At 35.8% G+C, this 25,528-nt stretch carries 22 protein-coding genes; 9 read left to right on the forward strand and 13 right to left on the reverse strand.

Going from position 1 to position 25,528, the window contains the following annotated elements; all coding sequences use genetic code 11:
- Window positions 1-9 precede the first annotated feature (9 nt).
- Window positions 10-3,024, reverse strand: a complete 3,015-nt coding sequence (locus tag Q2U82_RS01235) for a tetratricopeptide repeat protein (protein WP_410005945.1) — start codon at window positions 3,022-3,024, stop codon at window positions 10-12.
- A 229-nt stretch (window positions 3,025-3,253) separates the two neighbouring features.
- Here Q2U82_RS01235 and Q2U82_RS01240 point away from each other — a divergent pair, with 229 nt between their 5' ends.
- The 3 genes from Q2U82_RS01240 (at window position 3,254) to Q2U82_RS01250 (ending at window position 6,126) form a co-directional block, all read left to right on the forward strand.
- Window positions 3,254-3,718, forward strand: a complete 465-nt coding sequence (locus Q2U82_RS01240; RefSeq protein WP_410005946.1) for a hypothetical protein — start codon at window positions 3,254-3,256, stop codon at window positions 3,716-3,718.
- Window positions 3,715-5,364 (forward strand): S8 family peptidase, encoded by a 1,650-nt coding sequence (locus Q2U82_RS01245; protein WP_410005947.1) that lies wholly within the window; start codon window positions 3,715-3,717, stop codon window positions 5,362-5,364. The genes Q2U82_RS01240 and Q2U82_RS01245 overlap by 4 nt, the downstream gene beginning before the upstream one ends.
- A 78-nt stretch (window positions 5,365-5,442) precedes the next feature.
- Complete coding sequence (locus tag Q2U82_RS01250; protein ID WP_410005948.1) at window positions 5,443-6,126, forward strand: cell division ATP-binding protein FtsE; 684 nt, start codon at window positions 5,443-5,445, stop codon at window positions 6,124-6,126.
- Window positions 6,127-6,136: 10 nt separating this feature from the next.
- Here Q2U82_RS01250 and Q2U82_RS01255 read toward each other — a convergent pair whose 3' ends face one another.
- Window positions 6,137-7,051 (reverse strand): D-alanyl-lipoteichoic acid biosynthesis protein DltD, encoded by a 915-nt coding sequence (locus tag Q2U82_RS01255; protein ID WP_410005949.1) that lies wholly within the window; start codon window positions 7,049-7,051, stop codon window positions 6,137-6,139.
- 2 nt (window positions 7,052-7,053) lie between these two features.
- Window positions 7,054-8,475 carry an MBOAT family O-acyltransferase gene (locus Q2U82_RS01260; protein WP_410005950.1) on the reverse strand — a complete coding sequence of 474 codons (1,422 nt, stop codon included), beginning with the start codon at window positions 8,473-8,475 and terminating at the stop codon, window positions 7,054-7,056.
- A gap of 143 nt (window positions 8,476-8,618) precedes the next feature.
- Between Q2U82_RS01260 and Q2U82_RS01265 the strand changes: the two genes are divergently transcribed.
- Genes Q2U82_RS01265 through Q2U82_RS01275 form a run of 3 tightly spaced genes read left to right on the forward strand, consistent with a single transcriptional unit; the run spans window position 8,619 to window position 11,165 of the window.
- Window positions 8,619-9,347: a class I SAM-dependent methyltransferase gene (locus Q2U82_RS01265; RefSeq protein ID WP_410005951.1), complete on the forward strand. Its 729-nt coding sequence runs from the start codon at window positions 8,619-8,621 to the stop codon at window positions 9,345-9,347.
- Entirely contained in the window at window positions 9,344-10,240 is an 897-nt protein-coding gene (locus tag Q2U82_RS01270) for a glycosyltransferase family 2 protein (protein ID WP_410005952.1), read from the forward strand. The genes Q2U82_RS01265 and Q2U82_RS01270 overlap by 4 nt, the downstream gene beginning before the upstream one ends.
- Window positions 10,233-11,165, forward strand: coding sequence for a glycosyltransferase family 2 protein (locus tag Q2U82_RS01275; RefSeq protein WP_410005953.1), 933 nt, complete (start codon window positions 10,233-10,235; stop codon window positions 11,163-11,165). The genes Q2U82_RS01270 and Q2U82_RS01275 overlap by 8 nt, the downstream gene beginning before the upstream one ends.
- Here Q2U82_RS01275 and Q2U82_RS01280 read toward each other — a convergent pair.
- Both Q2U82_RS01280 and Q2U82_RS01285 read right to left on the reverse strand, forming a co-directional pair.
- Window positions 11,148-11,567 (reverse strand): sugar 3,4-ketoisomerase, encoded by a 420-nt coding sequence (locus Q2U82_RS01280; RefSeq protein WP_410005954.1) that lies wholly within the window; start codon window positions 11,565-11,567, stop codon window positions 11,148-11,150. The two genes, Q2U82_RS01275 and Q2U82_RS01280, sit on opposite strands and share 18 nt — an antisense overlap.
- Window positions 11,554-12,663 (reverse strand): glycosyltransferase, encoded by a 1,110-nt coding sequence (locus Q2U82_RS01285; protein ID WP_410005955.1) that lies wholly within the window; start codon window positions 12,661-12,663, stop codon window positions 11,554-11,556. The genes Q2U82_RS01280 and Q2U82_RS01285 overlap by 14 nt, the downstream gene beginning before the upstream one ends.
- Window positions 12,664-12,710: 47 nt before the next feature.
- Here Q2U82_RS01285 and Q2U82_RS01290 point away from each other — a divergent pair, with 47 nt between their 5' ends.
- On the forward strand, window positions 12,711-13,844 hold the full coding sequence (locus Q2U82_RS01290; RefSeq protein WP_410005956.1) for a glycosyltransferase family protein: 1,134 nt from the start codon (window positions 12,711-12,713) through the stop codon (window positions 13,842-13,844).
- Window positions 13,845-13,847: 3 nt separating this feature from the next.
- On the opposite strand, the gene Q2U82_RS01295 is transcribed toward Q2U82_RS01290, so the two are convergent.
- From Q2U82_RS01295 to Q2U82_RS01310, 4 genes are all read right to left on the reverse strand, one after another.
- The gene (locus Q2U82_RS01295) at window positions 13,848-14,831 is read right to left on the reverse strand and encodes a hypothetical protein (protein ID WP_410005957.1); all 984 of its coding nucleotides are present in this window, start codon (window positions 14,829-14,831) and stop codon (window positions 13,848-13,850) included.
- Window positions 14,832-14,968: 137 nt separating this feature from the next.
- Window positions 14,969-16,258 carry an O-antigen translocase gene (locus Q2U82_RS01300; RefSeq protein WP_410005958.1) on the reverse strand — a complete coding sequence of 430 codons (1,290 nt, stop codon included), beginning with the start codon at window positions 16,256-16,258 and terminating at the stop codon, window positions 14,969-14,971.
- A gap of 1 nt (window position 16,259) precedes the next feature.
- Entirely contained in the window at window positions 16,260-17,360 is a 1,101-nt protein-coding gene (locus Q2U82_RS01305; protein WP_410005959.1) for a DegT/DnrJ/EryC1/StrS family aminotransferase, read from the reverse strand.
- On the reverse strand, window positions 17,357-18,355 hold the full coding sequence (locus Q2U82_RS01310) for a GNAT family N-acetyltransferase (protein ID WP_410005960.1): 999 nt from the start codon (window positions 18,353-18,355) through the stop codon (window positions 17,357-17,359). Before Q2U82_RS01310 ends, Q2U82_RS01305 begins: the two co-directional genes overlap by 4 nt.
- Window positions 18,356-18,478: 123 nt before the next feature.
- Between Q2U82_RS01310 and Q2U82_RS01315 the strand changes: the two genes are divergently transcribed.
- Both Q2U82_RS01315 and Q2U82_RS01320 read left to right on the forward strand, forming a co-directional pair.
- Window positions 18,479-19,729: a hypothetical protein gene (locus tag Q2U82_RS01315; protein ID WP_410005961.1), complete on the forward strand. Its 1,251-nt coding sequence runs from the start codon at window positions 18,479-18,481 to the stop codon at window positions 19,727-19,729.
- Window positions 19,726-20,871: a glycosyltransferase family 2 protein gene (locus tag Q2U82_RS01320; RefSeq protein WP_410005962.1), complete on the forward strand. Its 1,146-nt coding sequence runs from the start codon at window positions 19,726-19,728 to the stop codon at window positions 20,869-20,871. The genes Q2U82_RS01315 and Q2U82_RS01320 overlap by 4 nt, the downstream gene beginning before the upstream one ends.
- Before the next feature lie 31 nt (window positions 20,872-20,902).
- Here the strand turns inward: Q2U82_RS01320 and Q2U82_RS01325 are convergent, their stop codons facing one another.
- From Q2U82_RS01325 to Q2U82_RS01340, 4 genes are read right to left on the reverse strand one after another with little or no spacing between them, the layout of a single operon-like run.
- Complete coding sequence (locus Q2U82_RS01325; RefSeq protein WP_410005963.1) at window positions 20,903-22,390, reverse strand: sulfatase-like hydrolase/transferase; 1,488 nt, start codon at window positions 22,388-22,390, stop codon at window positions 20,903-20,905.
- A complete protein-coding gene (locus Q2U82_RS01330; protein WP_410005964.1) occupies window positions 22,390-23,877 on the reverse strand; it encodes a sulfatase-like hydrolase/transferase in 1,488 nt (495 codons plus the stop codon). The genes Q2U82_RS01325 and Q2U82_RS01330 overlap by 1 nt, the downstream gene beginning before the upstream one ends.
- Window positions 23,867-25,261 (reverse strand): class I SAM-dependent methyltransferase, encoded by a 1,395-nt coding sequence (locus tag Q2U82_RS01335; RefSeq protein ID WP_410005965.1) that lies wholly within the window; start codon window positions 25,259-25,261, stop codon window positions 23,867-23,869. The genes Q2U82_RS01330 and Q2U82_RS01335 overlap by 11 nt, the downstream gene beginning before the upstream one ends.
- The gene (locus Q2U82_RS01340) at window positions 25,245-25,448 is read right to left on the reverse strand and encodes a hypothetical protein (RefSeq protein ID WP_068763183.1); all 204 of its coding nucleotides are present in this window, start codon (window positions 25,446-25,448) and stop codon (window positions 25,245-25,247) included. Before Q2U82_RS01340 ends, Q2U82_RS01335 begins: the two co-directional genes overlap by 17 nt.
- Window positions 25,449-25,528 lie beyond the last annotated feature (80 nt).

The raw sequence follows: 25,528 nt of genomic DNA on the forward strand, positions 1-25,528 counted from the left end.
GGTTTTGGGTTAGTTTCCGGTTTCAACGGAAGAATTGGTTTTTGCCTCTGCGTTTTTGATTACTGCAAGCTCGGCTTTTGCTTCTTCAACTACCTCTGGGAAATCGGTAAAGTTTTTGGTCACACTTTCCAAAATGTAAGTTGCTTGGTAAGCATCCTTCAAAGCGTAAAAATTCTTCGCCATCAGCACCAAACCTTTGGCGCCGTATAATTTGTAGCCCGAATAATCCTTCGCCAATTTCTGTACGGAAGCATTTGAGCCTTCAAAATTTCCTTCCTTATTTTTGAAATAGGCATCGTAATAAAGCGCTTCGGCGGCAAGGGCGCCGGTTGCGATTTTCTGAACTTCGGCATAAGCGGTTTTGGCTTTTGCTTCATTATTGGTTTTCATGGCCGAACGGGCAATTATTACCTGCGCATCACTTTTAATTGAATTGTCTATTTTAGAATTCTGAAGCACTTTTTCGGCATAGTTTACAGCTTCGGCATATTGTTTCAATTCATATGAAGCCTTCATACTGTTGGTCTGCGCGAAGATGATATTCTGCGGGAAATCTGCTTCGGTTTCCAAACGTGTCAAATATTTTAGAGCATTTTGATAATCTTTCTTGCCTAAATACAATTCTGAAACCCGCGCCAAAGCTTGTTCAGTAAATTCACTTCGCTCACGGTTCACAACATATTCAAAATGCGGAATGGCTTGATCGTTTTTTCCGTCAGCGAAATAAATCTGACCCAAATAAAAATGTGCGTTTAAAGCGTGCTGCCCATTCGGGAATTGTTTTAAATAATCCTCAAATCTGCCTTTGGCTTGACTCTGGTTATTCTCCAAATACGGTTGTTCCGCCGCCAAATATGTGGCATCGTCAAGTTCGGTATCGCCCACTTGTACGTAATCCAATGTTTTTATCCAACGGGCGTATTCGTCAACATTTCCTTGGTCTATGTAAATTATTTTTGCGGAAGAAACAGCCTGCAAAGCTTCGGGCGTTGAAGGAAAGTCCTTCGCCACTCTTTTGAAAATTGCCAACGCATCGTTGCTTTTTCCGGTGTTGTCATAAATCAAAGCCTTTTTCAACAATGCTTTTGAAACGAAACTGCTGTTTGGAATATCACGAACCAATTGATCGTAAGCCGAAATAGCTTCGTTGGACTTGTTTTGCGCCACATAGGTATTTCCCAATTCATACAGGGCATCGTCGCGATAAACGGATTTATTATATTTTTTTATGAAGGCAATCAGTTCCTCAATTTTCTTTTCGCTTCGGTCCACAAAGCCGTAGCTAATGGCTTTTTGAAACTGCGCGTAATCGTTATCGCCGCCTAAATCGATTGCGGCGTTGTAATTTTCCATCGCTGGCCAATATTGGCTTGTCACGAAATAGCTATCGCCCAATCGCAGTAAAGCGTCCTTTTTTCGGGCGGTTTCAGCGGAAGAAGAACCTACGTAACTTTTGAAATTTGAAATAGCTTCAGTATAATTTTTAAGTTTGAATTGGTTGTAGGCCAAATTGTATTTCAAATTTTTATATTCTGAAGTGTTCTGCGCGCCCGGCATTTGCGCAAAGTTTTTATAACCCGCCAACGATTTTTCGAAATTTGAGAGTTGATAATCGCTTTCGGCCTTCCAATAAGTTGCGCGCGCTGTGAAATCTTGGTTTTTGGGATATTTCAGGCTTTTGTCAAAAAACGAAATCGCTTCGTTGTAATCGGCTTCGTTGTACAATTCAATGCCACGGTAAAAGGCCACTTTTTGATAGGCGGCTTCATCAGCAAAGTTTTTGTTGTTTTCAAGCAAATCCAACGCTTCCTTATAATTTTTTGAAGTAATGTAACTGTCGATCAACAATCGTTTTAACTCATCTTTATTGGCATTGTTCGGGTATTTTTCAATAAACGAAAGCAAAACCTGCGGCGTGCTTTTGTAGCTGTTGCCAATTTCATAGCTCAATTTTGCGTAATTCAAATACGCATCTTCTTGAATTTCGGCACTGAAATCCATTTCCGAAGCATTTTTAAAAGCGTTCAGCGCTTCTTGTTTTTTATCGAGTTTCAAATAACTTTCAGCCAAATGGTAATAGGCGTTTTGGGCCACGGCATTCCTTCCATCAACGATTTTGTTGAACTCGCCAATGGCGCTTTCGTAATCGCCCTGTTTGTAATATGCGTAGCCCAACTGGTAGTAATCGGTATTGTTCCACTTGCCGCGAAAACCTTTGTACTCCTTTAAGTAAGGAATGGATTCGGCATATTGGCCAAGATTGAAATAGCTTTCGCCGATGATTTTTGAAAGCTGGCTTTTTTCCTGTGGGCTGGATTTATCAAATTGCTCCTTCCCCATTTCGATGGCCTTTTCGAAATTTCCGAGCTTGAAATTCATATCGGCTTGGTAATAACTAAGGTCTTCGGAATAGCGCTCCTCACCTTTTACTTCCTCAAAATTTTTGTTGGCTTCTTCATAATCATCGCCTTCGTAGGCGATAAAACCTAAATAATACTTAGCCTGGGAGCCGTATTTCTGCGAGGTGGAAACCTTGTTGAAATAGCTTTTCGCCTCGTCATATCGCTTCGCCTTAAAATAGACGTATCCGTTATTAAAATTGAAACGTTCCTGCTCACTTCGACTTAAATTTGAAGTGTCAACCTTATCGTACCACTTTTGGGCGTGGGAATATTTTCCGTTTTCGAAGTAAAAATTCGCCACATCTATAAATGCAGAATTTCGCTTCAAACTCGTGGGATATTTCTCCACAAATTCCTCCATTAATTGATCTGCATTTTGCTGATTTAACCGAACGGCCGCATTTGCAATATAATAGGCGCAATCGCTCTGCACAGTTTCGTCTTCGCTGCTGTTTTTTATTTTGTCGAATAGGCTTTGCGCAGCTAAATATTGCCCGTTATTGTAGAGCTCCAGCGCTTGATTGAAATCAGCTAAATCATTTGTAAAGACCGCTGTTTGCTGCGAAAAAGATGAAGATGAAAGAAATAGAAAAAATGAGAAAACAAGAAAATTCTTTATCATTATTTACAGTTTTTGTGGCGTAAAGATATTTAACTTTAAATGTAGCTTTCGGCGATACTGTAAATTTTTAAGGTTTAATTAACGAATGGTTTTTTAGTGAATTTTCTTAGGAATATAACGGCGTAAAAGTGAAATAAGTATGTACCTCTTCAACAGAATTTAACATACATTAAAACGCTTTAAAAAAATACCGTAATTTTAAAACTTTACAAATTATAAAAGCATTGTTATGAACAGATTATTGATTTTCGCCATTATTTTATTTTCTCTTTCGGCCACAGCACAACGCAATCCATTCGCGAATCTTACTGAAAAAAATGGCAAAATAGGCATTGGCACAACTACTCCCGACGAGCTTTTGACCGTAAAAGGAAAAATCCACACACAGGAAGTTCTGGTAGATCTTGACGGAGCCGTAGCGCCCGATTATGTGTTTGAAACCTATTATAACGGTTTTTCTGAAATGATGCCGGAATACAGTTTGATTTCCTTGGAAGAACTGGAAGCGTTTTTAAAGGAAAACAACCATCTGCCAAATGTGCCTTCTGCCGAAACGATGCGGACGGAGGGAATTTCACTAAAAGAAATGAACCTTATTTTACTCCAAAAAATTGAGGAGCTTACGCTTTATACGCTCCAACAACAAAAGGAGATTGACGAATTAAAAAGTAAGTTTGAAAAAGCTAAAAAATGAAATTTAAAATTCTAGTATTACTTTTTGGTTTTGCCTTTAATCAATTGGCTTCGCAAGAAATTGAAAAAAAACATTTCTATGTGAAAATAGCTGATGCTTCCTCTTTAAACCTAAAACAAACAGCGAATGGCATAATTTCAATAAGCAGTAAAAATGATAATGAAGAAACAGCGATTTATAAAAAATACAATGTTTTTACTTTTAAAATTGCATACCCAAATACGGATAGGCATTTATTAAAAAACGTATATCACATAGCTACGGACAATGAAAATCTTTTAAGCGAACTTCAAAAAAAGTATCCCGAAAAATACACGCGCATCATTGAATTTTTTCCTACACCAAACGCTTTTTACCCGAACGATTATGGCAATACTAGCCCAATAGAAAATCTTGGCAACAACTACTCTAGCCGTGATCTGGATATTATTAATGCTGCGGGAGCTTGGGGAATTACCAAAGGAGATAAAAAAGTAATCATCGGCATTTCAGACTCGCCCATGGATACTTTAAATAGCGATCTAAAAGGAAAGATAATTGCAGATCTATATACTTTTCCGCAGGGAAGCAACTCAAGTTGTTATCACGGAACGAACGTTGCCGCAATCGCGTTGGCAAGAATGGATAATGGTTTTGGCAGACCTGGAATCTGTGCTGAATGTAAAGGAATAAGCGGTCGATATGGTACATTTAGATATATTGAAGATTTGGTTGATGCAGGTGCAAAAATCATCAATGCCAGTTGGATTTTATGTTCCATGGGGCCAAAATCTGACGAGATCAATAAACGGATCAATGAATATTATGACGACGGAATTATAATTGTTGCAGCCGCAGGAAATGGGAAAGATTGCAATAAAGACGAAACAACCATTGGTGACAAAATGTATCCTGCTTCTTTTGACAAGGTTATTTCCGTATCAGGAATATTTGCTGAAAACATGTTAGTTGAAGACGGTTTTTTTACAAAAGATAATATAAACTACACCCATAGGTTAAGTGATAGACGAAACGGTTTTTTCACAATTAATGAAGTTGGATTGTTAAGTCCAACCCCAATAGAAGATGGAGTTCAGGTAAATACTGCTGTAGATTTGGTTGCACCGCGGGAAGGCTATTTATTGGGAAACGAAATTTGTGGAAAAGATGTTTTCTTTGGGGGAGCTTCTTCCAGTTCAGCACCTTATGTGGCAGGCACGATAGGCCTTATGTGGTCTGCAAATTATTGCCTTTCCTCCTATGAAATTGAAACTATTCTGAAACTGACTTCTGCTGATGTTGAAAATTTAAGTGGAAATACACCCTTTAGAGGAATGATGGGCGCTGGAAGGCTAGACGCTTATAAAGCCGTGAAAATGGCCAATGATATGAAAAATTTAAAAGGAAATGTACTAATAAGTGATCGCGATTTTTATAGGTTCGATTTTAAATTAGAACGCGCCTTAAATACCATAACTATTAAAAATCAAACATTTCGTGCCAATGCTTCAGTAGATTTTACGGCAAAAATAGCAATAATCCTGAAACCCAATACCCACTTAAAGCCTAATGACTCAACTAAAATAAAACTTTCCATAGACCCAAATATTTCAACGGCGGAATGCGAACCGAAACCGCCAAAAAAATATGAGCGTGTTTATAAGTAATAATTTTCTCAAGAAATTAGCAATCCACGTATTTTGTTTCCGAACGCTTTAAAGTACATTTGCTAAAAATAAAATTCCATGGCCGAAAACGTTTTACAATTAAAAGATGCTTCAATTTATCAAGGTGAAAACCTTGTCCTGTCCGATGTTTCCGTTTCTGTGGAAAAAGGTGAGTTCGTTTATCTAATCGGAAAAACCGGAACCGGGAAAAGTAGTTTTATGAAAACACTTTACGGCGATCTTCCTCTTCAAGAAGGAGAAGGTAATATTGTGGGTTATGACTTAGCTACTCTAAAAGAAAACGATATTCCTTTTTTAAGAAGAAAACTGGGAGTTGTCTTTCAAGATTTCAAATTGCTCAACGACCGTACGGTGAGCGATAACCTCCGGTTTGTTCTTACCGCAACCGGATGGAAGGACAAAGCTGCTATGGAAAGCAAAATAAACGAAGTGCTTGACAAAGTTGCAATGAAAACAAAAGCCTTCAAATATCCTTATCAACTTTCGGGTGGTGAGCAACAACGCGTTGCTATTGCAAGAGCACTTTTGAACGATCCCGAACTTATTTTGGCAGATGAACCAACGGGAAACCTCGATCCGCAGACAAGTGTGGAAGTAATGGAGGTTTTGCGTGAAATAAATAAAAACGGAAACACCATTTTAATGGCAACCCACGACTATGCTTTGCTATTAAAATATCCTTCAAAAACTTTGAAATGTGATGAAAACCAGATTTTTGAAGTTGTTCAAAAAACCGTTTAATTCAAAAATATTATTGCTCAATTATGCCGTTTAAAAGCTTGCTGAACTTTACGGCTCCTTGGTTTGTTAAATGATCTGCATCGCGTAAATCCTCATCCACAAAATTTAGTTCTTGGCTGAAATCGTAGAACCTAACGCCTTTATTTTTTCTTTCTAAGTTTAAAAGTGTTGCGTTTATTTTTTGCTTTTTCTGAGAATTCAGTAAATCATAATAGGTTTTATAAACTGGCATTTCAATCAAGATAACTTCAACGCCTCTTTTATTACAACTATTTATCATTTCTTTGATTTTTTCCGTATTTACTTCAAAATCCAAAGAATTATCCTCGTGCTTTTTTGAAATAAGTTTTGAAATCGCCACTTTATCAGCAACAATATTTGATTCGTCCTGCATTCCAAAACCATCTTTATAGCTGCTTACTATTGTTCCATTCTTAAGATATTCCTTAAAAAGCTCAGCAGACTGATAGAACCTTCTTGAAAGCGCCAAACTGTATTGCCGCGGATCAAAAATTGAAATGGAAGGCACATCCAACTCCATTTGCTGCTGATAAAAATATTTTCGCCAACGATCTTCCGTAGAATCATCAACCACGGAAAGGGTGAAATAACTAATATTTATTACTACAGTTTTTAACTTTGGAAGACTGTCAATATGCTTTTTCAGTAACAATTCATCAAAATATAGGCTTTGGCTTACGTTCGCAATGTTGAAGGTTTTAGACGAAAAATATTCGGGATTTATTCCGAAGAAAGCATGGGAATCTCCAAAAACCAGGGTTTCTATTTCGTTGTATTCTGAAATAATCCGCTCGGTTTTATAGGTGTAATTATTTTCAACAGAACGATAAAAAACTTCCGTAGCAAGCCATACCAAAAGAACAGGTACAAGAAACAGCAGTATTTTTTTATAAAAATTCTTCATCCTTAAAATTGAAAATAGATAAACGGTTGCAAATCGCCTGCATAATAAAATAGAGCAAACACAACACAATAATAAATTCCGTAGCGCAGCCATTTATTTTTGAGATAGCCAATATCCAAAATATGCTCGCGACTTCGCTGAATCCATTCAAAAACCATAAACAGGAATAGATAAAGAGCTCCGCTCATCGGTATTTCCGGTTTTGAAAAAAGACTTGGCGAAAATATTCTTCCTATATATTGAAATGCCATGCTAATTGTTTCCGATCTAAAAAATATCCAAGCGATGACTACAACAAAAAAAGTTGCGCCAATTCGTATCAACTGACCGAAAGTGGGAAGTATTCTTTCAGAAGAAAAAGGTGTTTCTTTTTTAAAAAATAACAAAACAAGAAGCACAAAAAGCCCATGGATGAAACCCCAAAACACGAATGTCAGGTTTGCGCCGTGCCACAAACCACTCACAATAAAAACAACAAAAACGTTAAAAACCAACCTTCCTTTTGAAACCCTGCTCCCACCCAAAGGGATGTAAACATAGTCCCGAAACCAAGTGGAAAGGGAAATGTGCCATCTTCGCCAAAATTCTGAAAAGTTCTGCGAAAGATAGGGATAGTTAAAGTTTTTCATCAAGTCAAAACCCATCAAACGGGCCGTACCTATAGCAATATCACTATAGCCTGAAAAATCACCATAAATTTGGAAAGCGAAAAATACAGCGCCAAAAAACAAGGTGCTACCACTCGCAACCTCATAATTCGCAAAAATATTGTTAACCAAAAGCGCACAATTATCTGCAATCACCATTTTCTTAAAAAGTCCTCCCAAAATCAATCGAAGCCCATCCACACTCGCATTATAATTGAATGTTCTTTTCACTTTAAACTGAGGTAACAAATGGGAAGCCCGCTCAATGGGTCCCGCAACCAATTGCGGAAAAAAGGATACAAAGGCAAAAAAAGCAACAATATCTTTGGTTGGTTCTATTCTTTTACGGTACAAATCTATGGTGTAACTCATCGTTTGGAACGTATAAAAACTAATCCCGACGGGCAGCAAAATATTCCACGAAGTAACTTTTAGGGAGGTTCCAAAAAGTGCAAAAGCATCAACAAAGGTTTCAACAAAAAAATTGAAATATTTAAAAGTCATCAGCAAGCCCAAATTAAAAACCAAGCTTATTCCAAGTAGTAATTTCCGCTTTGTTAAATTTTGTGTTTTGCCCAACCAAAGTCCAACGGAATAATCCACAATGGTGCTTAGAAAAATCAGGGAGAGAAAACGCCAATCCCAAAAGGCGTAAAAAATATAGCTTACAACAACTAAAAAGAAATTTTGGAGCGAAAGTGATTTCTTAAAAACCGTCCAATACAAAAGAAGTACTGTTGGAAAAAAAATTGCAAAATCTACAGTATTAAAAAGCATCTAACCGCTGTTATTTTTTCTGCAATATACAAACAATCCCTTTTTTAAAAAGCCGGGAAGCGCATTCGTTTTGGTTATATTTCAAATAATTATTCAACAAAGTTGTTTTAAAAGTTTAAAAAACTTTCCTGTATTTTAGCAGGATGTACCAAGCACTTAAAAAAGTTGCACTTTCTGTAGTACCCAAAAAAATTCTCTTTGAAAATGAGGTTTTTTTTAGGGCCATTTTTGCTTTTCATTTACGTGGGAAAAACCACGAATGCACGGTTTGCAATCACGGAATTAAAAAATTTATAGAAATACCGGATGGCGACCTGCTTTGTCCTTTTTGTGGTAGCCGTTCGCGCACCAGACGACTTTATTCATTTCTTAATGAAAAGGATTTAATCCGCGGAAAGGTGCTGCATTTTTCACCCTCACGAAGTGTTTATCGGTTGCTTAAGAAAAAAACTGAAATTACATATTTCAGTACCGATTTTGAAGATGAATTTCTTGCGGATTATCGGTATGACATCACCCAAATTCCTTTGGAAAACAATTTTTTCGACCTGATAATTTGCTATCATATTTTAGAGCATATTGAAGACGATAAAAAAGCAATGGAGGAATTGTGCCGAGTTTTAAAACCTAGTGGAACTTGCATCATTCAAACTCCTTACAAAGAAGGTAGTATCTACGAAGATTTCTCAAAAAAAACTCCCGAAGAAAGACTGGAAGCTTTTGGGCAGGAAGACCATGTTCGCATTTATTCTGTGGAAGGTTTGCAAAAAAGGCTGAAAGAAAACGGTTTTCAAAATGTTGAAATCAAAACTTTTCCAGCAAATGAGCGTTACGGGTTTATGGAAGAAACTGTATTAATTGCCAAGAAATGATTTCCATCCTCATCCCAACATACAATTACAATGTTTTTCCTTTGGTAAAAAATTTGCACGAACAGTGCGAAAGTGAAAATATAGTTTACGAAATTTTGGTTTTTGACGATGCTTCCCAAGACAAAAAAATAGTTGGGGAAAATTCAAAAATAAATTCTTTAAAAGATTGTTGTTTTGAGATTTTAGAAGCAAATATCGGAAGAAGTAAAATTCGTAATCTTTTGGCTGATAAAGCAAAACACAATTGGTTGCTTTTTTTAGATGCAGACACTTTTCCTTCTTCTTCAGAATTTATAAAGAAGTATTTATCGGCTTTTTCAAAAGATACTTCTATAATTTTTGGCGGAATTGATTACCCAAAAAACAATTCAGAAAATTTCAGTTTACGTCATAAATACGGTTGTGAACGCGAAAGTCTTCCACTAGCCGAACGCCTTAAAAATCCATACCGAAGTTTTATAACGATGGGGTTTGCCATCAAAAAAGAAATTTTTCGAAAAATTAAATTCAACGAAAAACTAGCTGGCTATGGCTATGAAGATTCCGTTTTTGCCAATGAACTTCAAAAAAACAATATTCCTATTCACCATATTGACAATCCGGTGATCCATTTAAATCTTGAAACAAATGAAGATTTCATAAATAAATCTGAGTTGGCACTTCAAAACCTGTTGAATTTTCATGAAAGCGGCGCAATTGATGGCAATACAGTAAAAATCCTAAAAACATATTTAAAACTCAAAAATAGCCGACTTCTTTTCGCCGTAAGTCTGTTATTCCGTATTTCAGAAAAAAAATGGCGACAAAACCTAAACTCTCCAAAACCCTCACTTTTCCTTTTTGATTTGTATCGCTTGGGTTATCTTAGTTCCCTAAAACCAAAAGATGCCTAAATTTTCGGTAGTCATATCGGTCTTTAACAAAGAAAAGTATATCGCTGAAACATTAAAAAGTGTTTTAGCGCAAACTTTTACTGATTTTGAAGTTGTGATTCTCAACGACGGTTCTACGGACAATAGCGAAGCTGAAATTTTAAAATTCAAGGATCCGCGCATTCGTTATTTTTCAAAGGAGAATCAAGGAGCTGGGGCAGCACGAAATTTTGTAATTAAAGAAACAAAAAGTGACTATATAGCCCTTTTAGATGCTGATGATTTCTGGTTACCATTTTATTTAGAAGAACAATATAAGTTGACTACTGATTTTTCTAATGAATCTGTTTTTGCAACTGCAATAGACATTGAAAAGAAAAGTAAACTTTATAGTTCTGAATATTCTGTATTGAATTTGCAGCAAAATGAAGTTCGCATTGTCGACTTTTTTTCATCAAGTTTTTTAAACTCAATACTTACAAGCAGCAGTACTGTGTTGCACAAAAATGTATTTTCAAAAATTGGATATTACGATCCATCAATCAAAAGTGGCCAAGATACGGACTTGTGGATTCGAATAGGCTTAGAATATGCAGTTGTTTTTTTGAATAAACCCTGTGCGGTTTACAGATATGCGCTGGCAAGTCTTTCTAATTCAAGACTAAAAGTATCGCAAAAAGCTTCTTTCGAAAAGTATGAAACATACGAAAAAGACAATCCTGCCCTCAAAAAATTTTTGGACTTAAACCGATATTCCCTCTGCATTTTGGCTAAACTCGAAGGAAACAAAGAAGCTTTTGATAAAAATTTTCAAAAAATAGATCAGGAAAACCTCAGCAAAAAACAACAGTTTCTGCTCCGCCAAAACAAAACCATTTTGAAGTATCTATCAAAAACAAAAGACAACTTGGAAAAGCTGGGGTTGCGTTTAGGCACCTTTAAATGATTTGAATTCATCATATTCGCGGATGTAATCATCTTCGTTATACTCCTCGCTTACCAACGAAAGACAAACTGCTCCTGAAGAAAAATCTTCCAATTCCCGCCAAACCCCATTTGGAATCAGCAAACCTCTATCGGGTTTGTTCAAAGTTATGGTTCTGCGTGCTTTTCCGTTATCCAAAACTACGTCAAAACTGCCGCTTAGCGCAATTAAAAACTGCTGCAATTCCTTATGGGCGTGGCCGCCGCGCGTTGAAGAACTAGGAACGTCATACAGATAGTAAACGCGTTTTATTGTAAAAGGCAAAAAATCCTTTTCAACAACCGAAAGGTTTCCACGACCATCTGGATCGCTTATTTTCGGGATTTCCTTTAGTTCTATTTTATCCAAATCAACGTATTGCATGCTGTAAAGTTTGGTTCCATTTTTCAGAAATGGACTGCATTGAAAATTGTTCTACGGAAGGTTTAGCGTTCTCTTTCAAGGTTTTATAAAGTGTTTCATCAAAACATACTTTTTGCAACGCTTCCGTAAATAAAGGTAAACTTCTTTCTGCAATCAGCAAACCATTTTTTTGGTGCTGTACGATTTCCGAAGGACCTGAAATAATATCCAATGAAACCACGGGCGTTCCCAAAGAAAGTGATTCTACCAAAACCATCGGAAAGCCTTCGTATTTGCTGGTTAGCGTTACGCAATGTGCCTTTTTAATGATTTCGAATGGATCTTTGGTGAAGGGAAGAAATATGATTTGCTTTGCCCCTTCTTTGAAAGTAGCCAGTTTTTGAAGCATTTCTTTATCTTTTCCATCACCTAAAATGACGAGATGAAAATCTTTTTCCCAGACTTTCGACCGAGAAAAAGCTTGAATCAAAAAAGAAAAATCTTTTATTGAATCATCCAAACGGCCATAAGAAAGTATGAATTTTTTGCTTTGAAGTATTTTAGGAATCTCGCCGTTTTCTTGAAGCCAAGAAGGATCAAAAGCATTGTGGATTGTTGTGGAATTTTCTATTCCTTCCTTCTTCAAAATTTCGTTTTCTATATATTCCGAAACGCCAACATTCAAAATATTTTTTTTGCAGATTTTTGAAAATGCCGAAGGGTTTTCTGTGAGGTATTCGGTTTTTTTGGAGCTGTGCACTACATAAATTTTGTTGAGATCTCGATAAATAAATTTGGAATAAAACAATTCGCGCTCAAAATTATTTTTTGGTCGGTGATCTATTATTACATCAAATTTTTCCTTTTTTAAATAATTTCGAAATTTTCGGAAACGTAGCAATCGCTTTACCAAAGAATCATTTTCGATTTTCAACTTTCCCAAATTCAGCATTTTACCCCTAAAAGGATAATCCACTTCATCATTCAAAATTACCAAATGCACCTCATGACCTTTTGCCTCCAACATTTGCGACAGCATAGCACATGACCGCTCCAAGCCGCCTTTAGCAAGCGAGATGGAAACCAGGCACACTTTAAATTTCTTTTCAGTGGCCATCGTTATTTATTATGTATTTTTGGTTGCACAAGGCAAATATAACTTTTATGCGAATACTTTTGGTGGGCGAATACAGCAGGTTGCACAATTCCTTAAAAGAAGGATTGCTGGCACTCGGCCACGAAGTAACGCTAATTTCCACGGGCGATGAATTTAAAAACTTTCCGTCAGATATACTTTTAAAACGCAAGTATGATTCAGGGTTTTCAAAAAAAATAAAGGTTGGCCTGTTTACAATTTTTGGCTTAGATATTTCTTCACTTTCATTAAAAAATCAGTTTTTTCTGCGGAAAGAGGAATTTAAGAATTTTGATGTGGTGCAATTGATAAACGAAAGTCCGCTTGGGATTTTGCCCAAATATGAAAAGGAAATCATTTCATTTTTAAAAAAAAATAACCAAAAACTTTTCCTGCTTTCCTGTGGAACCGACTATACGAGTGTAAAATTCGCTTTTGAAAAAAAGTTTCGCTATTCCATTTTCAATCCGCTTTTTGAATTAAAGGTTTCAGAAAAAGAATTTTTTCCTGCGTTGAAATATCTAAAACCTGAATACAAAGATTTGCATGATTTTGTTTTTGAGAACGTTGATGGCGTAATAGCTTCTGATTTAGATTATGACATTCCACTACAAGGAACTGAAAAATATTTAGGATTGATTCCAAACCCTGTAAATACTGAAAAACTGAAGTTTCAATCCATAAATCCGGAAGAAAAAATCATTGTTTTTCACGGCATCAATCGGGCGAATTATTTTAAAAAAGGAAATGATTATTTTGAAGCTGCACTTGAAAAAATTCAGCAGAAATACCCAGAAAAAGTTGAAGTGATTTGTGTTGAAAATATTCCTTATGCTGAATATATTGAAAAGTATAATTCGGCACATATACTTTTAGATCAAGTATTTGCATATGACCAAGGCTATAACGCATTGGAAGCAATGGCGAAGGGAAAAGTTGTTTTTACAGGAGCTGAAACGGAGTTTTTGAAACTGTATAATCTGAAAGAAGATGAAGTGTGCATAAATGCGCTTCCTGATGTGGATTATTTATTTAAGAAACTGGAAAGTTTAATTTTAAATCCAGAAGAATTGGCTTCAATTTTAACCAAAGCAAGACAATTTATTGAACGGGAGCACGATTATATTTCTATAGCCAAAAAATATCTGGAAACTTGGGAGTAATAGTTAGAATGGCAAATCGATTGTTTCGGGTTTAATAAAATCCTTGGAATATGGATTTTCAAGAAAACTAAGTGGCGGCTTTTGAAATTTAAGAATATCTTCTCTTTCAATGCCATACACACTCCAATAATTTGCGAGCAATTGTGCAAATATATCCTCGTCCCAAAACCCAAAAATTGGCTTGCTTCCCTTTTTTTCAATAGGAAGTGATTCTATGGTAATTCCGTTGTCATTATTTTCAATTTTGTATTCGGGTTTGTATTGCAAAATATAATCTGAATAGTGAAACCGTGCGTACAACTCTTCAAATTGGATTGGATGTAAAACTTGGCCTTCCATTTTATCGAGCAGTTCTTTTTGTTTCTCTCCAATTATTCCATTGTCTTGCAAACAAGCAATAAAACCAAAGCCATTCACCCCAAATGAAAACATTAAATTAATTGCATCATCACGATAGCTAAAGATATCTGCAGAATATTTTAGGGGAAAAACAACGATGCTCCAGGGTTTTTTTCCAACAAAGGAAATAGGCTCAATTATGGATTGCAACATTAAGTGAAAACGGCCAAACCTTTCTTTGAGATGCTCGGAAAGTCCAAATTCCTCACCCATTTTTAACAACCTGTCCCTTTCATATAGCATTTCATAATAAAGCAGCCCATAGACCATTCGGCCCGTCCATTGGAAAAGTAATTCTTGATCCAGTGAAGCCATTCCTTCAAAACCATTTTTGTATGCTGCTTTAATTTTTGTATCTAGCGCATCAAATGCCTCTTTTACTTCTGGAGAACAAGGCAACTTGAGATCGGAATAAATGTAGGATTTGGTTTTATCCATCATTTCAATCTTTTCATCTCCAAACTTAAAATGATCCATTAACCAATTCGGGAAAACGGTCATTTTTTCAGTAGTGAGGACGCCGGAAAGGAAACAAAAATGTTCGTCAAAAATTAAATCTTGGAAAGGATTGAAAAATGGTTGGGACATAAATATTCAGAAAAATTAAGCTTTTGATTTTTTTTGCAAAGATAGCCATAAACTATTGTTTGCATTACCCAATTTTCTTTGAGATTACTAAAGAAAGACAATATAAATAATGAGTTTAGAAAATTATATTTTGAAAGTTATTCTATTGCAGAACGCTTCTTTTTAAAATAACGGGAAACGAGATAGAGAACTACAAAAAAGTAAACCAAATATCTTAAGAAGTGTGCCATCACAACGCCTTCAACACCGTAGATACCAGTAAAATAATAAGCAAAGCCATAAAAAAGAGCCAAAGACATTATTTCAGTAAATATAAAATTGATAACCAGTTTTTTTGCCAAAAACTGATGTGCCAAAACCAAAGAAGCCAACCGAACAAAGTCGCCCATAAGTTGCCATTTAAAGAGTGGCGCCATTTCAATTTGGCCTGGATAAATAATGTCTATGATTACATTTCTAAAGAAGAAAACCAAAATCATTCCCCCGGCAAAAAGCGGCAACAGTGTTTTATATATAGAGAAAACTTCTTTCTTAAAATTTCCTGCGTTATATATACCTGCAAATTTCGGTATTACGTAAAGGGTGAAAATGGAACTTGAAAACACCATGTAATTTTGCGAAATAAATGTCATATTGGTCCAAATTCCAGCATCCCTTCCAGAGAGTTTTTCGTCTAGCATACCGCGAATGTCTATTTCTACAATCGGCAATAAAATTGACGATACAAAAGACATAACCGTAAAAGCCAAAAGTGCTTTTGCCATAGGCGCCTGTAGCGTCAGGTCTTTAAACTGAATATACTCTCTCAGTACTTTATAAAAGAAAAAAAGCATTACCGAGACCTGAACTACGGGCGTAATTGCTATTGCAACCAAAACACCGTCTAAATTATATTGAAAAAGAAAAAATACGGTCAGCAATGCGCTAAACAAATAACTAATCAAATCTATTTTAGCATATTTTTTATATTCGGAAAGTCCATTTATTACACCGTTGAAAACCCGTTGAACGGCAATAAAAGGAATGATTATCGCAGTCAATTTTATTAAATAGGAATATTCTGTGCTTGAAAATAAATAGTTGCTAATATCTTTGGAAAAAAACAAAAGCACTGAAGTAGAGATCGAAACTCCTACAATTAGAAATATAAATACAGAGGAAAACAATTGTTGTAATTTTATTTCATCCTTTTTGTATTCGGCAATATATTTCACTATTCCGTTAAAAGTACCCAACGAAGTTATTGAGGTTAAAAGGATAGATAAACTTCTTAATTGTCCAATTTTATACTGCCCTACGGGACCAACATATTCCGTTAATAAACGTTGAATTATAGCAGAAATAAACAATCGCACCACGATAGCACCAGCATTTAAAGAAGTCATCTTTAAAAGTAAATTGCCGCGTATGGACTGGGGTATTTTCAAATTAGTAACTATTCAAAACAGAAATCACCCTTACAACCTCTTCTTCGGTCATTATAGGGCTCATTGGGATGCTCACAACTTGGTTGTGTATTTTTTCAGCTTTTGGAAAACTTAAATGCGAAAACTCAGAAAGTGCTTGTTGTTTGTGCGGTGGAATTGGATAATGGGTTAAATGGCCAATTCCGTTTCTATCTAAATGATCTATAAAAGTATTCCTATTTTTAACGCGAACCACAAAAAGATGAAACACGTTGTTTTCACTTCCATCATAATGGGGAAGCGTTATCTTTTCATTATTTATTTCGGAAATATATCTTTTTGCAATTGTCCTTCGGCTATCGTTATCAGAATCTACAGTTGGTAATTTTATGTCCAAAAATACTGCTTGCAGTTCATCGAGCCTAGAGTTAAACCCTAAAAGATCGTTGACATATTTTGTGGAAGTACCATAATTTCTAAGTTTCATAATTACCTCAGCCAAGGCATCATCATTAGTCGTTACAGCTCCGCCATCACCCAAAGCCCCAAGGTTTTTGGTGGGATAAAAACTGAAGCCTGCTGCGTCACCTATATTTCCGGCGCGGCTTCCATCTTTCATTTTTGCTCCATGTGCTTGTGCGGCATCTTCAATCACCAAAAGATTATATTCTTTCGAAATCTTTAAAATCTCTTCCATTGGCGAAAGTTGTCCGTAAAGATGAACGGGCATAATTGCTTTCGTTTTTTCTGAAATATTGCTTTTTAGTGAATCGAGGTCAAAATTATAAGTGTTTAAATCGGCTTCAACCAAAACGGGTTTCAAACCTGCTTGCTTTATTGCCAAAATAGTTGCGATGTATGTATTTGAAGCCACTAAAACTTCATCATTTTCTTTAAGTTTTCCGAGGATTTTATAGCCCTCCAAAATTAACCGAAGCGCATCTAAGCCGTTACCAACACCAATGCAATGCGCTACTCCGCAATATCCTGCAAAATTTGCTTCAAATAATTTTACTTGGTTTCCTAAAATATAATATCCAGAATCCAGAAACTGCTTGAAACTATTTTGAAATTTTACTTCAAAACGTTGGTTTATTGCTTTAAGATCTAAAAACGGAATCATAGAAAAATGTCGTTTAAAAGTTGGTGGTTCCCGGTTTCGATTTCGTAAAAATCATGTGCAATGGTTCTTCCGCCAAAAGATTCCTTCCAATTTAAAAGACCTTTATTCACCTTCATTCCCTGTGCTTCGTTGCTAATGCCAAAATCAAAATATTTTTTATTGGAATAATGCTGCAATAAATTGTTGAAAAGAAAATCCAAGCCGCCAGTTTGGCGTCCCATTTCATTTGCTGAAATATATTGTGCGTGCGCAACTGTTGCGGTTTCAAAAATCGTTGTCCCAGCGACTATTTGATCATTTTTAAAAACATTGAATTGTTTAATGTTTTTAGGAAACCGAGATTGCAGTAATGTAATTTCTTCTAAGGAATGTACAGGTTTCTGGTTATGGATCTGCTTAAGATTGGGTTCCAAAACTTCATTCCAAAAAGCTTTAAATTTACCCCCTTCCCTAACCTGCAATTCGTTTTTCTCTCCTTTTTTAATTCCGCGTAAACGATTTGAGGAATTTATTTTAAGCACGTTTTCGTTTAAAACACAACTTGTTATATCTCTGCGAATGAGTTTGGCTTTCAAAAGAAAAAGCAAATAATCAATTTCATCACTGGGCATAATGTGATAAATTTTTGGAAGTAGTTTCAATTTTAAAACTTCAACATCTTCCTGTTTTAGAAAGGAAAGTAAGCTTTTAATAATCTGAAATGTTTCTTCAAAAGTCGTTTTTTCGGCCAAAACCAAACCTCCATAACTCAAACCTTGGTGCGAATGCAATTCTGAACCTGAAATATTTGCCGGAAGTACAGCAACCAACTTTTCATCTTTGTAAACCAACAGTGAATAGTCTTCAAACCTATCAGAATGGTAGTCCATAAAATCGCGCTGAAACAAAAAGGTAGCGTTCTTTGCAGATTTTACAAAGTTGTTCCACGAAGTTTTATCTTCCAGAGAATATTTTTTCGTTAAAAAGTGGTTGGTAATTGCGTTATTTTTATCCAAAAAAAGGTTTTTAATATAAACATGTAAAGCTAAAATTTATTTTTAGTTTTACAGTCCAGCAAATAATTAAATAAAACTCTCATATTGTCCAAATATTCTATAAAAAATCTAAAGTTATCGTCTTTGGATATTTTACTTTTAGTAATCTATCTAGCTCTCTTTGTTTTTTTTATTCTTCAACCTCCCCTATATACACCAGATACCAATACCTATTTTAGGTTGCACTTTTATAGATTTCCTGGTTATGGTATTTTCTTGCGGGTGTTTGATTTGTTTTTTGGAAATTTCTTTGACTTTGCCGTTGTGGGGTTTCAACTGATTTTTGGTTTCATTTCAATAACCGTACTAGCCAATAATTTCAAGGATTTTTTGAATTTAAATTATTTAGCATATTTTGCCTTATTGGCAATTCTCATATTTCCCTATTTTCCGCCACTTTGGGTAGCCAATAATATTTGTGCCGAAGGATTATCGTATCCGCTTTATCTGTTGCTTATTTCTTTTTCCTTTGATTTCTTTTTTAGGGAACAACGAAAAAAAATAATGCATTTGTCCATAGTTTTCGTTTTATTATGCCTTACTCGAGGCCAATTTATTGTAGTTGCACCCATACTCGCGGTTTTATATCTTTTGAAAGAACGCAAAAATGCAATCAAAAAGCCAACAATATTTCTATTTCTCCTTTTGCTTTTACTGCCTTTTGCCGCACAGACTTTAGACAAAACCTATCATAAATTAGTTCACGGTTTTTTCGTAACCACGCCTTTTAGTTATGTGAACGCGGTGACTTTGCCTCTATTTGTTTCAAAAAAAGCAGATGTTGCACAGCTGAAAACCGAAGATGAAAAAATACTTTTTCTAAAAACGTATAAAACAATTGATAGTTTAGGCCTTTTAAGCTCGAAAGTCTCTGGCGACGCTAAATCAAAATACAAGGTTTTTCACGATAATTTTCCGGTTATATGCAATCGAAATTTTCATGCTCCAGGAATTAAATATTTTGAAAACAAAACTGAAAACCTTAGTGAAAACGTTGTAATGATTGAAGAAGCGGCAAAGGATATACTTCCAGTTTTGGTGAAAAACAACTTCAAAGAATACATTTCCATTTACTTTGAAGGGATATTTCACGGTTTCAAAGGTATTTTTATTTCAGTATTTGTATTGCTGCTTTTTGTTTATAGTACCATTGTTACTTTAAAAAAATGGTCCGTTTACAATGGGCTGTTGTTGTTGGCCACAACGCTAATTATTTCCAATGCAATGCTTGTTGCTTTCGCTTCACATTCAATTATGCGATATTTGTTTTATAATTACTTTTTTGCCGTTTTGATCGGCATTGTTTTATTGAGAAAAATAACTTCAAAACCATGAGTGTAGAGCTATCTGTTGTAATGCCGTGCCTTAACGAAGCTGAAACGCTCGCAATCTGCATTGAAAAAGCACAAAAATTTTTTCAGCGTGAAAACATAAATGGCGAAGTGATTATCGCCGATAATGGCAGCACAGACGGTTCTCAAGAAATTGCCAAAAGCCTAAACGCCACTGTGGTAAACATTCCCCAAAAAGGCTATGGCAGTGCGTTACGAGGCGGAATAGAAGCCGCCGACGGCACTTATATTATTATGGGCGATGCCGATGATAGTTATGATTTCAGCAATTTAATGCCTTACGTTCTGAAACTTCGGGAAGGTTTTGATTTGGTAATGGGCAACCGTTTTAAGGGAGGAATAAAAAAAGGAGCGATGCCTTTTCTGCATAAATATTTGGGAAATCCAGTACTGTCTTTTATTGGCAGATTGTTCTTTAAAAGTACAATCGGCGATTTCCATTGTGGCCTTCGGGGTTTCAGTAAAGAAGCCTATTATAAAATGGAACTCAAAACCACGGGTATGGAATTTGCCAGTGAAATGATTGTAAAAGCCAGCCTTAAAAATCTTAAAATTGCCGAAGTACCGACCATACTTTCCCCAGATGGACGTTCCCGTCCACCACATTTAAACACTTGGCGCGATGGATGGCGGCATCTGCGTTTTTTGGTGCTTTACAGCCCAAACTGGTTATTCTTACTTCCAGGTTTACTGTTGATGGTTTTTGGATTGATTACTTCTGCATTTTTAATCAGCGGCCCCGTTAGTTTTGGCAATGTGAATTTTGACGTTCATACGCTTCTATTTACTTCCAGTTTTATGCTTATTGGATTTCAGCTTATTCTTTTTTATGGGCTTACAAAAGTTTTTACGGTTGAAAATGAATTGCTCCCAAAGTCAAGCAAATACGATCGGCTTTTTAAATTTATCAATTTGGAAAAAGGGTTGGTTGTAGGTTTGCTATTGGTTATTATAGGAATTATCCTAAGCATATCAGCCTATGCAGATTGGCAAGCCATACGTTTTGGTGACATTCATAGCACCGCTATTTTCAGAAGAGTCATTCCCGCGGTAACGCTAATGCTTTTAGGCGTTCAGATTATATTGTTCAGCTTATTTTTTAGCATTTTAGGATTAAAAAAGTAAGGAATAACAAAACTTTGAGTCATTGTAACTACTAAAGTTTTTCAAAAACCGCATTTCCGTTTTCATCCAAAACCTTGTATTCACCTTTTGGTGCGCCTTTTTCAATTTTTACAAAACTGGCATCTTCTTCTAAATGATCTAGGTATTTTTTATTTTCTGATAAATAAGAAAACAGAATCCGAAAGGCATTTACGCTAGTTTTAAACTTTGAATCTTCTTCAAACCGTTCATTATTTGGCCATTTTACGGCAGAAATTACAGAAAAGGCCGAGTGTAGCTTTTCCTTATCTTCAATCTTACTGTGAATCTGTTCCATATAATCATAACCTACATATCCGCCGTGATCTGCCATTATGAAGATGAGTGCTGTGGGATCTTTTTCGGTTATAATATTGATGACACTTTCCAGTTTTTCGTTTGCAGTTTTTAGTTTTTCATACCACTTATCGCGTTCCTTTTCAGCACCAAGGGACTTCTTTTCATAAAACTCTACGTGTCCCGGCTCAAAAACGTGAATAAAAAAGAACTTGGACTTGTCACGGTCTTCGTCTATATATTTTTTTAAAGGTTCTATTATGTCCTTCTTTTCGTAATAACCATCGCCAACATAGCCAACTTCATTATAATTATAATTGCAAACGTCGTACCCCATTTCTGGAAGGTTTGATAGAAAGAAAGGCCATTCCGCTAAATAATGTGTTTTATAGTTATTGTTTTTGAAAATATTAAGTACCGGGTTTTCTGTAATAATTATTTTACGGCCATTTACAACTTCGCTCAAATTAAAACCAATATTATTATAATGGTGACGCATTGCAAAAGTGGAAGTATTGCTGGGCAAAGTAGCATTATAACTACTTCGGAAACCATCGTATAGTGTAAAATTTTTACTTTCCAAAAATTCCTTAAAACCACCTGAATCCCTATTATAAAATCCTTTGTTGAATTCAGAAAAATTTAAATACCCATCGGGCTCTATATAATATACATTGGGACGCTTGGTGAAAATTGCTTCGGTAATATTATCCGGCTGCTCCATCCAATCATCTGAATAACTTAAATAATTATACATAACCGGAACAAACCAAAAAAGGCCAAGAAGAGCCAAGATGAATTGAATCGCAATTATTTTTTTAATAAATCTGTACAAAAACCAAGCAACTGCAACAGCCACCAATAACGTAAGTAGCGAATACAAAACCTGCAAGGTGGCGGTTAAACAAATTTGGATAAACAGCCCAAATGCCAAAATATTAAAGAAAGTAAAAGCTTTCTTTTTTAAAACATCATTGCGGTTTTTCAGCAAAAAGTTTAGGACAAGAAAAAAACAGATTGGAAAGAAAACAAAAAGTGCTAGAAAAAAACCCAAATGTTTCCATGAGTTTATCATCATGAAATTATTGGTGAAATAAAAAAACAAAGGATAAAGGCCGGGCGCGAGACCAATCAATACAATGCGTTTGGTTTTATCTCCAAAAAAACCATTTACACGTCCTTTTTTTCTATCTTTTTTTTCCATTAATACTTCTTAAAAACTACATTACCCTTGCCATTAATATATTCATAAACGCCCTGTGGTGCACCAAAGTTGATGATTATGTAACTTTCGTCGGGTTGTAAATTTGAAAGATACGAATCATCTTCACTTAAATAGGAAGTCAAAATACGGAATAAATTTACGGAAGTTTTAAGCTTAGTGTCAAATTTAGGCGCTTGGCCATTGGGCCAGTGAATGGCGAGTATGGTACTGAATATAGAGTTCACAAAATCCGGATCTGAATTCTTCGTATAAGATTCGCCAGTATTTGTCATCCCTACAAATCCACCATGGTCAGCCATTATAACAATCAATGCTTCGGAATCATTGGCAAGGATGGTTTTTGTGAGTTCCGTAAGTTTTTTATTAGATTCTTTCAAGCTTTCTATGTAGTGGTCACGTTCTCCTTCCACTCCCTTGGAATCGTTTATTGTATTGGTTATATGCCCAGGATTGAAAATTTCAATAAAAAAGAAATTTGGCCCTTCTTTATAGGTTTCCAAATAATCTTTAAAGGGTTCTATTACATCTTTTGGATTTCCAATACCAGTGGTAACAAAGCTGATTTCTTTGGTTGAAAAATTACAGAAATCATAACCCAACTTCGGTTTATTGGTCAAAAAATAGGCCTGTTCTGTAAGAAAAAATGTTCTGTAATTATTATTTTTCAAGATGCGCAAAACACTGTTATCTGAAACAATAACATTCCGTGCATCAATAGTTTCGGTAAAATCTGACCCGTTGTTGTAATAGTGGTGCTTCATCATAAACACTGCGCTATTGGTGGGCAATGTTGCTGCATAATTACTTCGGAAATTGGGATAGGCCTTAAAATTGTTTTCCGCTAAAAAGCTTTCAAACTCGGCATTTTCAATCTTGTAATTACCCTTTTTCAATTCCGAAAAATTCGCATATCCATCGGGCTGAATATAGTAGATGTTTGGTTTCTTTTTGAAAATGGCAGCCTCAATATTGTCCGGCTGCTTCATCCATTCTTTTGAATAATTTAGCTGTTTTAAAACTACTGGCGTTAAGGTGAAAAAACCGATCACCGCCAAAATCAACTGAAAGACAATTATTTTTTTGAAAAATTTCCGAAGTACTACTGTAAGCAAAATAGCAATTCCAAAAATAATAAGTGTTCTTATCCAGCTAAATCCGGCATAGAGCGCAACATTCAAATAAGAAAAGAAAAAGAAAAAGTTCAAAAACGGAAGTACGAAAGGTTGCAATTTTTTAAGAAAACCAACTTCCGAAATTTTATGGGCTACAAAAAATACAACAAGGGGCAGCAACAAAAATATGGAAACAAAATACCCTAGATGGCCCCAGGAATTTATCATTTTGTAATTGTTTGTATAATAAAACAAAAGCGGATAAAGCCCAGCCGCAACAGCCGTAAGCAAAGTATAGGCTTTCCCGTTGTTCAAAAAAACCGAGAAAAAACCCTGCTTTTTTTTAGGCTCCATTATTTTTGTTTTTCAGAAGATACAGTAAACGTTTTGTGCCTTTTACGACCTCCTTTTTTTCTAAATCGAAATATTTAAGATACCCCTTTTCAAATTCCGTTTCGTTGTAAAAATCGAAGTGGTTTATAAATTCGCGTTTGCGAACAAGTAATGACTCTGCCCAAGAATCTTCACGTTTTGGAAATTCGATGATCAGATTTTTTGAAAAGGATGCAAAAAATTCCGCCGATTTTTCAAAAGGAACATTTCCAGAAAGCGTAATATGGTGAATTAAAGCCAAAGCCATCGTGACATCCGGCGCATACTCCGCCAAACGCTCAATTAAAGAGTTTCGTTCTGTGTTGTTAAAACCGATGCCCGGCGCAGGTTGCAGTACATCACACACAAACGGAAGCATATTGGTTTCCTTGTTTTGCTGAAGCTGTTTGTAATTGTAATCAACCGCATTGCTATCAATGTCCGTTACAATTATGTGCGGAACACTATCAATGACAGTTCTGGCAAAAGTACCGTCGTTTCCGCCCACGTCAATCAATTTTTGTGGAGCCAATGGTTTTATCCATTCTTTTATCAGCGTTTTTTTGGCTTGAAAAGCGGCTTCGTCATAATTTGTTTTATCGTAATAATCGCCCCATTCGCTGGCTTCTTTTAGCGTCAAGCCTTTTATATAATCATAAAGGCTTTCCAGAATATTCTCCTGTGCTTTTTTTGAAAGCGTCGCAATTTTGGTTTCTGCTTTGTAATCTTCGCTGTGCTTGCTTTCCATTTTTGCCAATAGATGGATGTTTGGATAGACTACAGAGCTAAGCTTGGTACGGGTGGGCAACAATGATGAAATCAATTTCACGGGAATGCCGTCAATGTGCGTTTGCATCATTTTGAAGATTTCGGTGCCGTGATATTTTGCCAAAACCAACGGTCCAAAAAAGTGCGTTATGAATTGTTTGTAAGCGCGCCACGGTGTTCCTTCTTCATAAAAATCGAAAGAAAGGGTGTCTATAAAAACAGGTTTTCCTTTGTGAAATGTTACGTTATAAGCAGAGGCATCTTTCAAAATAAACCCTTTTGAAAGTGCGTATTTCTGGATTTTTAAAGTGTGGAGCGCAGCATGTTTGTATTGCTCAAAGCTCCATTCATAAGGGTTTGTGATGAACGGAATTTCTTCCGGAGTGATGATTATTTCTTCCGAAGAAGCCGAAGTTTCCTCATGCGGAATCAACAAACCGTTCGAAATTAGGTTTTTGAAAAACCCGCTTTCTTTCAGTTTATTGTATTGGGGGAAATAAATAGGATTGATGGCCCTTCGCAGGGTTTTTCCATCGTGAAACATATATCCTGAAGGATCTCGGAATGAAGCTTGGTGTGCGTCAGTTTTTTTTGTCATCTGTATTGGTGTCTTCCTCTTCAATGTCAATTGAATCGTAAGTATCTTCCTCTTCTTTTACCAATCCGAAAAAAGATTTCACCTTATACATAACATTTTTTGAAAAAAGCAAAATGCCAGCAGCTGCTGCCACTACCGCCTGTACTATCATTGCTCCCAGCCCTGGATCGAAATAAAGAAAATTCATACCTATTGTTTTATACTGTGTTTGCCTTTCGGCGACAACAAATTAACTAAAAATCGCCGAGTTTATTGAATTGCTCGGCG

This window comes from Aequorivita nionensis (genome assembly GCF_046352995.1).
GTDB classification, from domain to species: domain Bacteria; phylum Bacteroidota; class Bacteroidia; order Flavobacteriales; family Flavobacteriaceae; genus Aequorivita; species Aequorivita nionensis.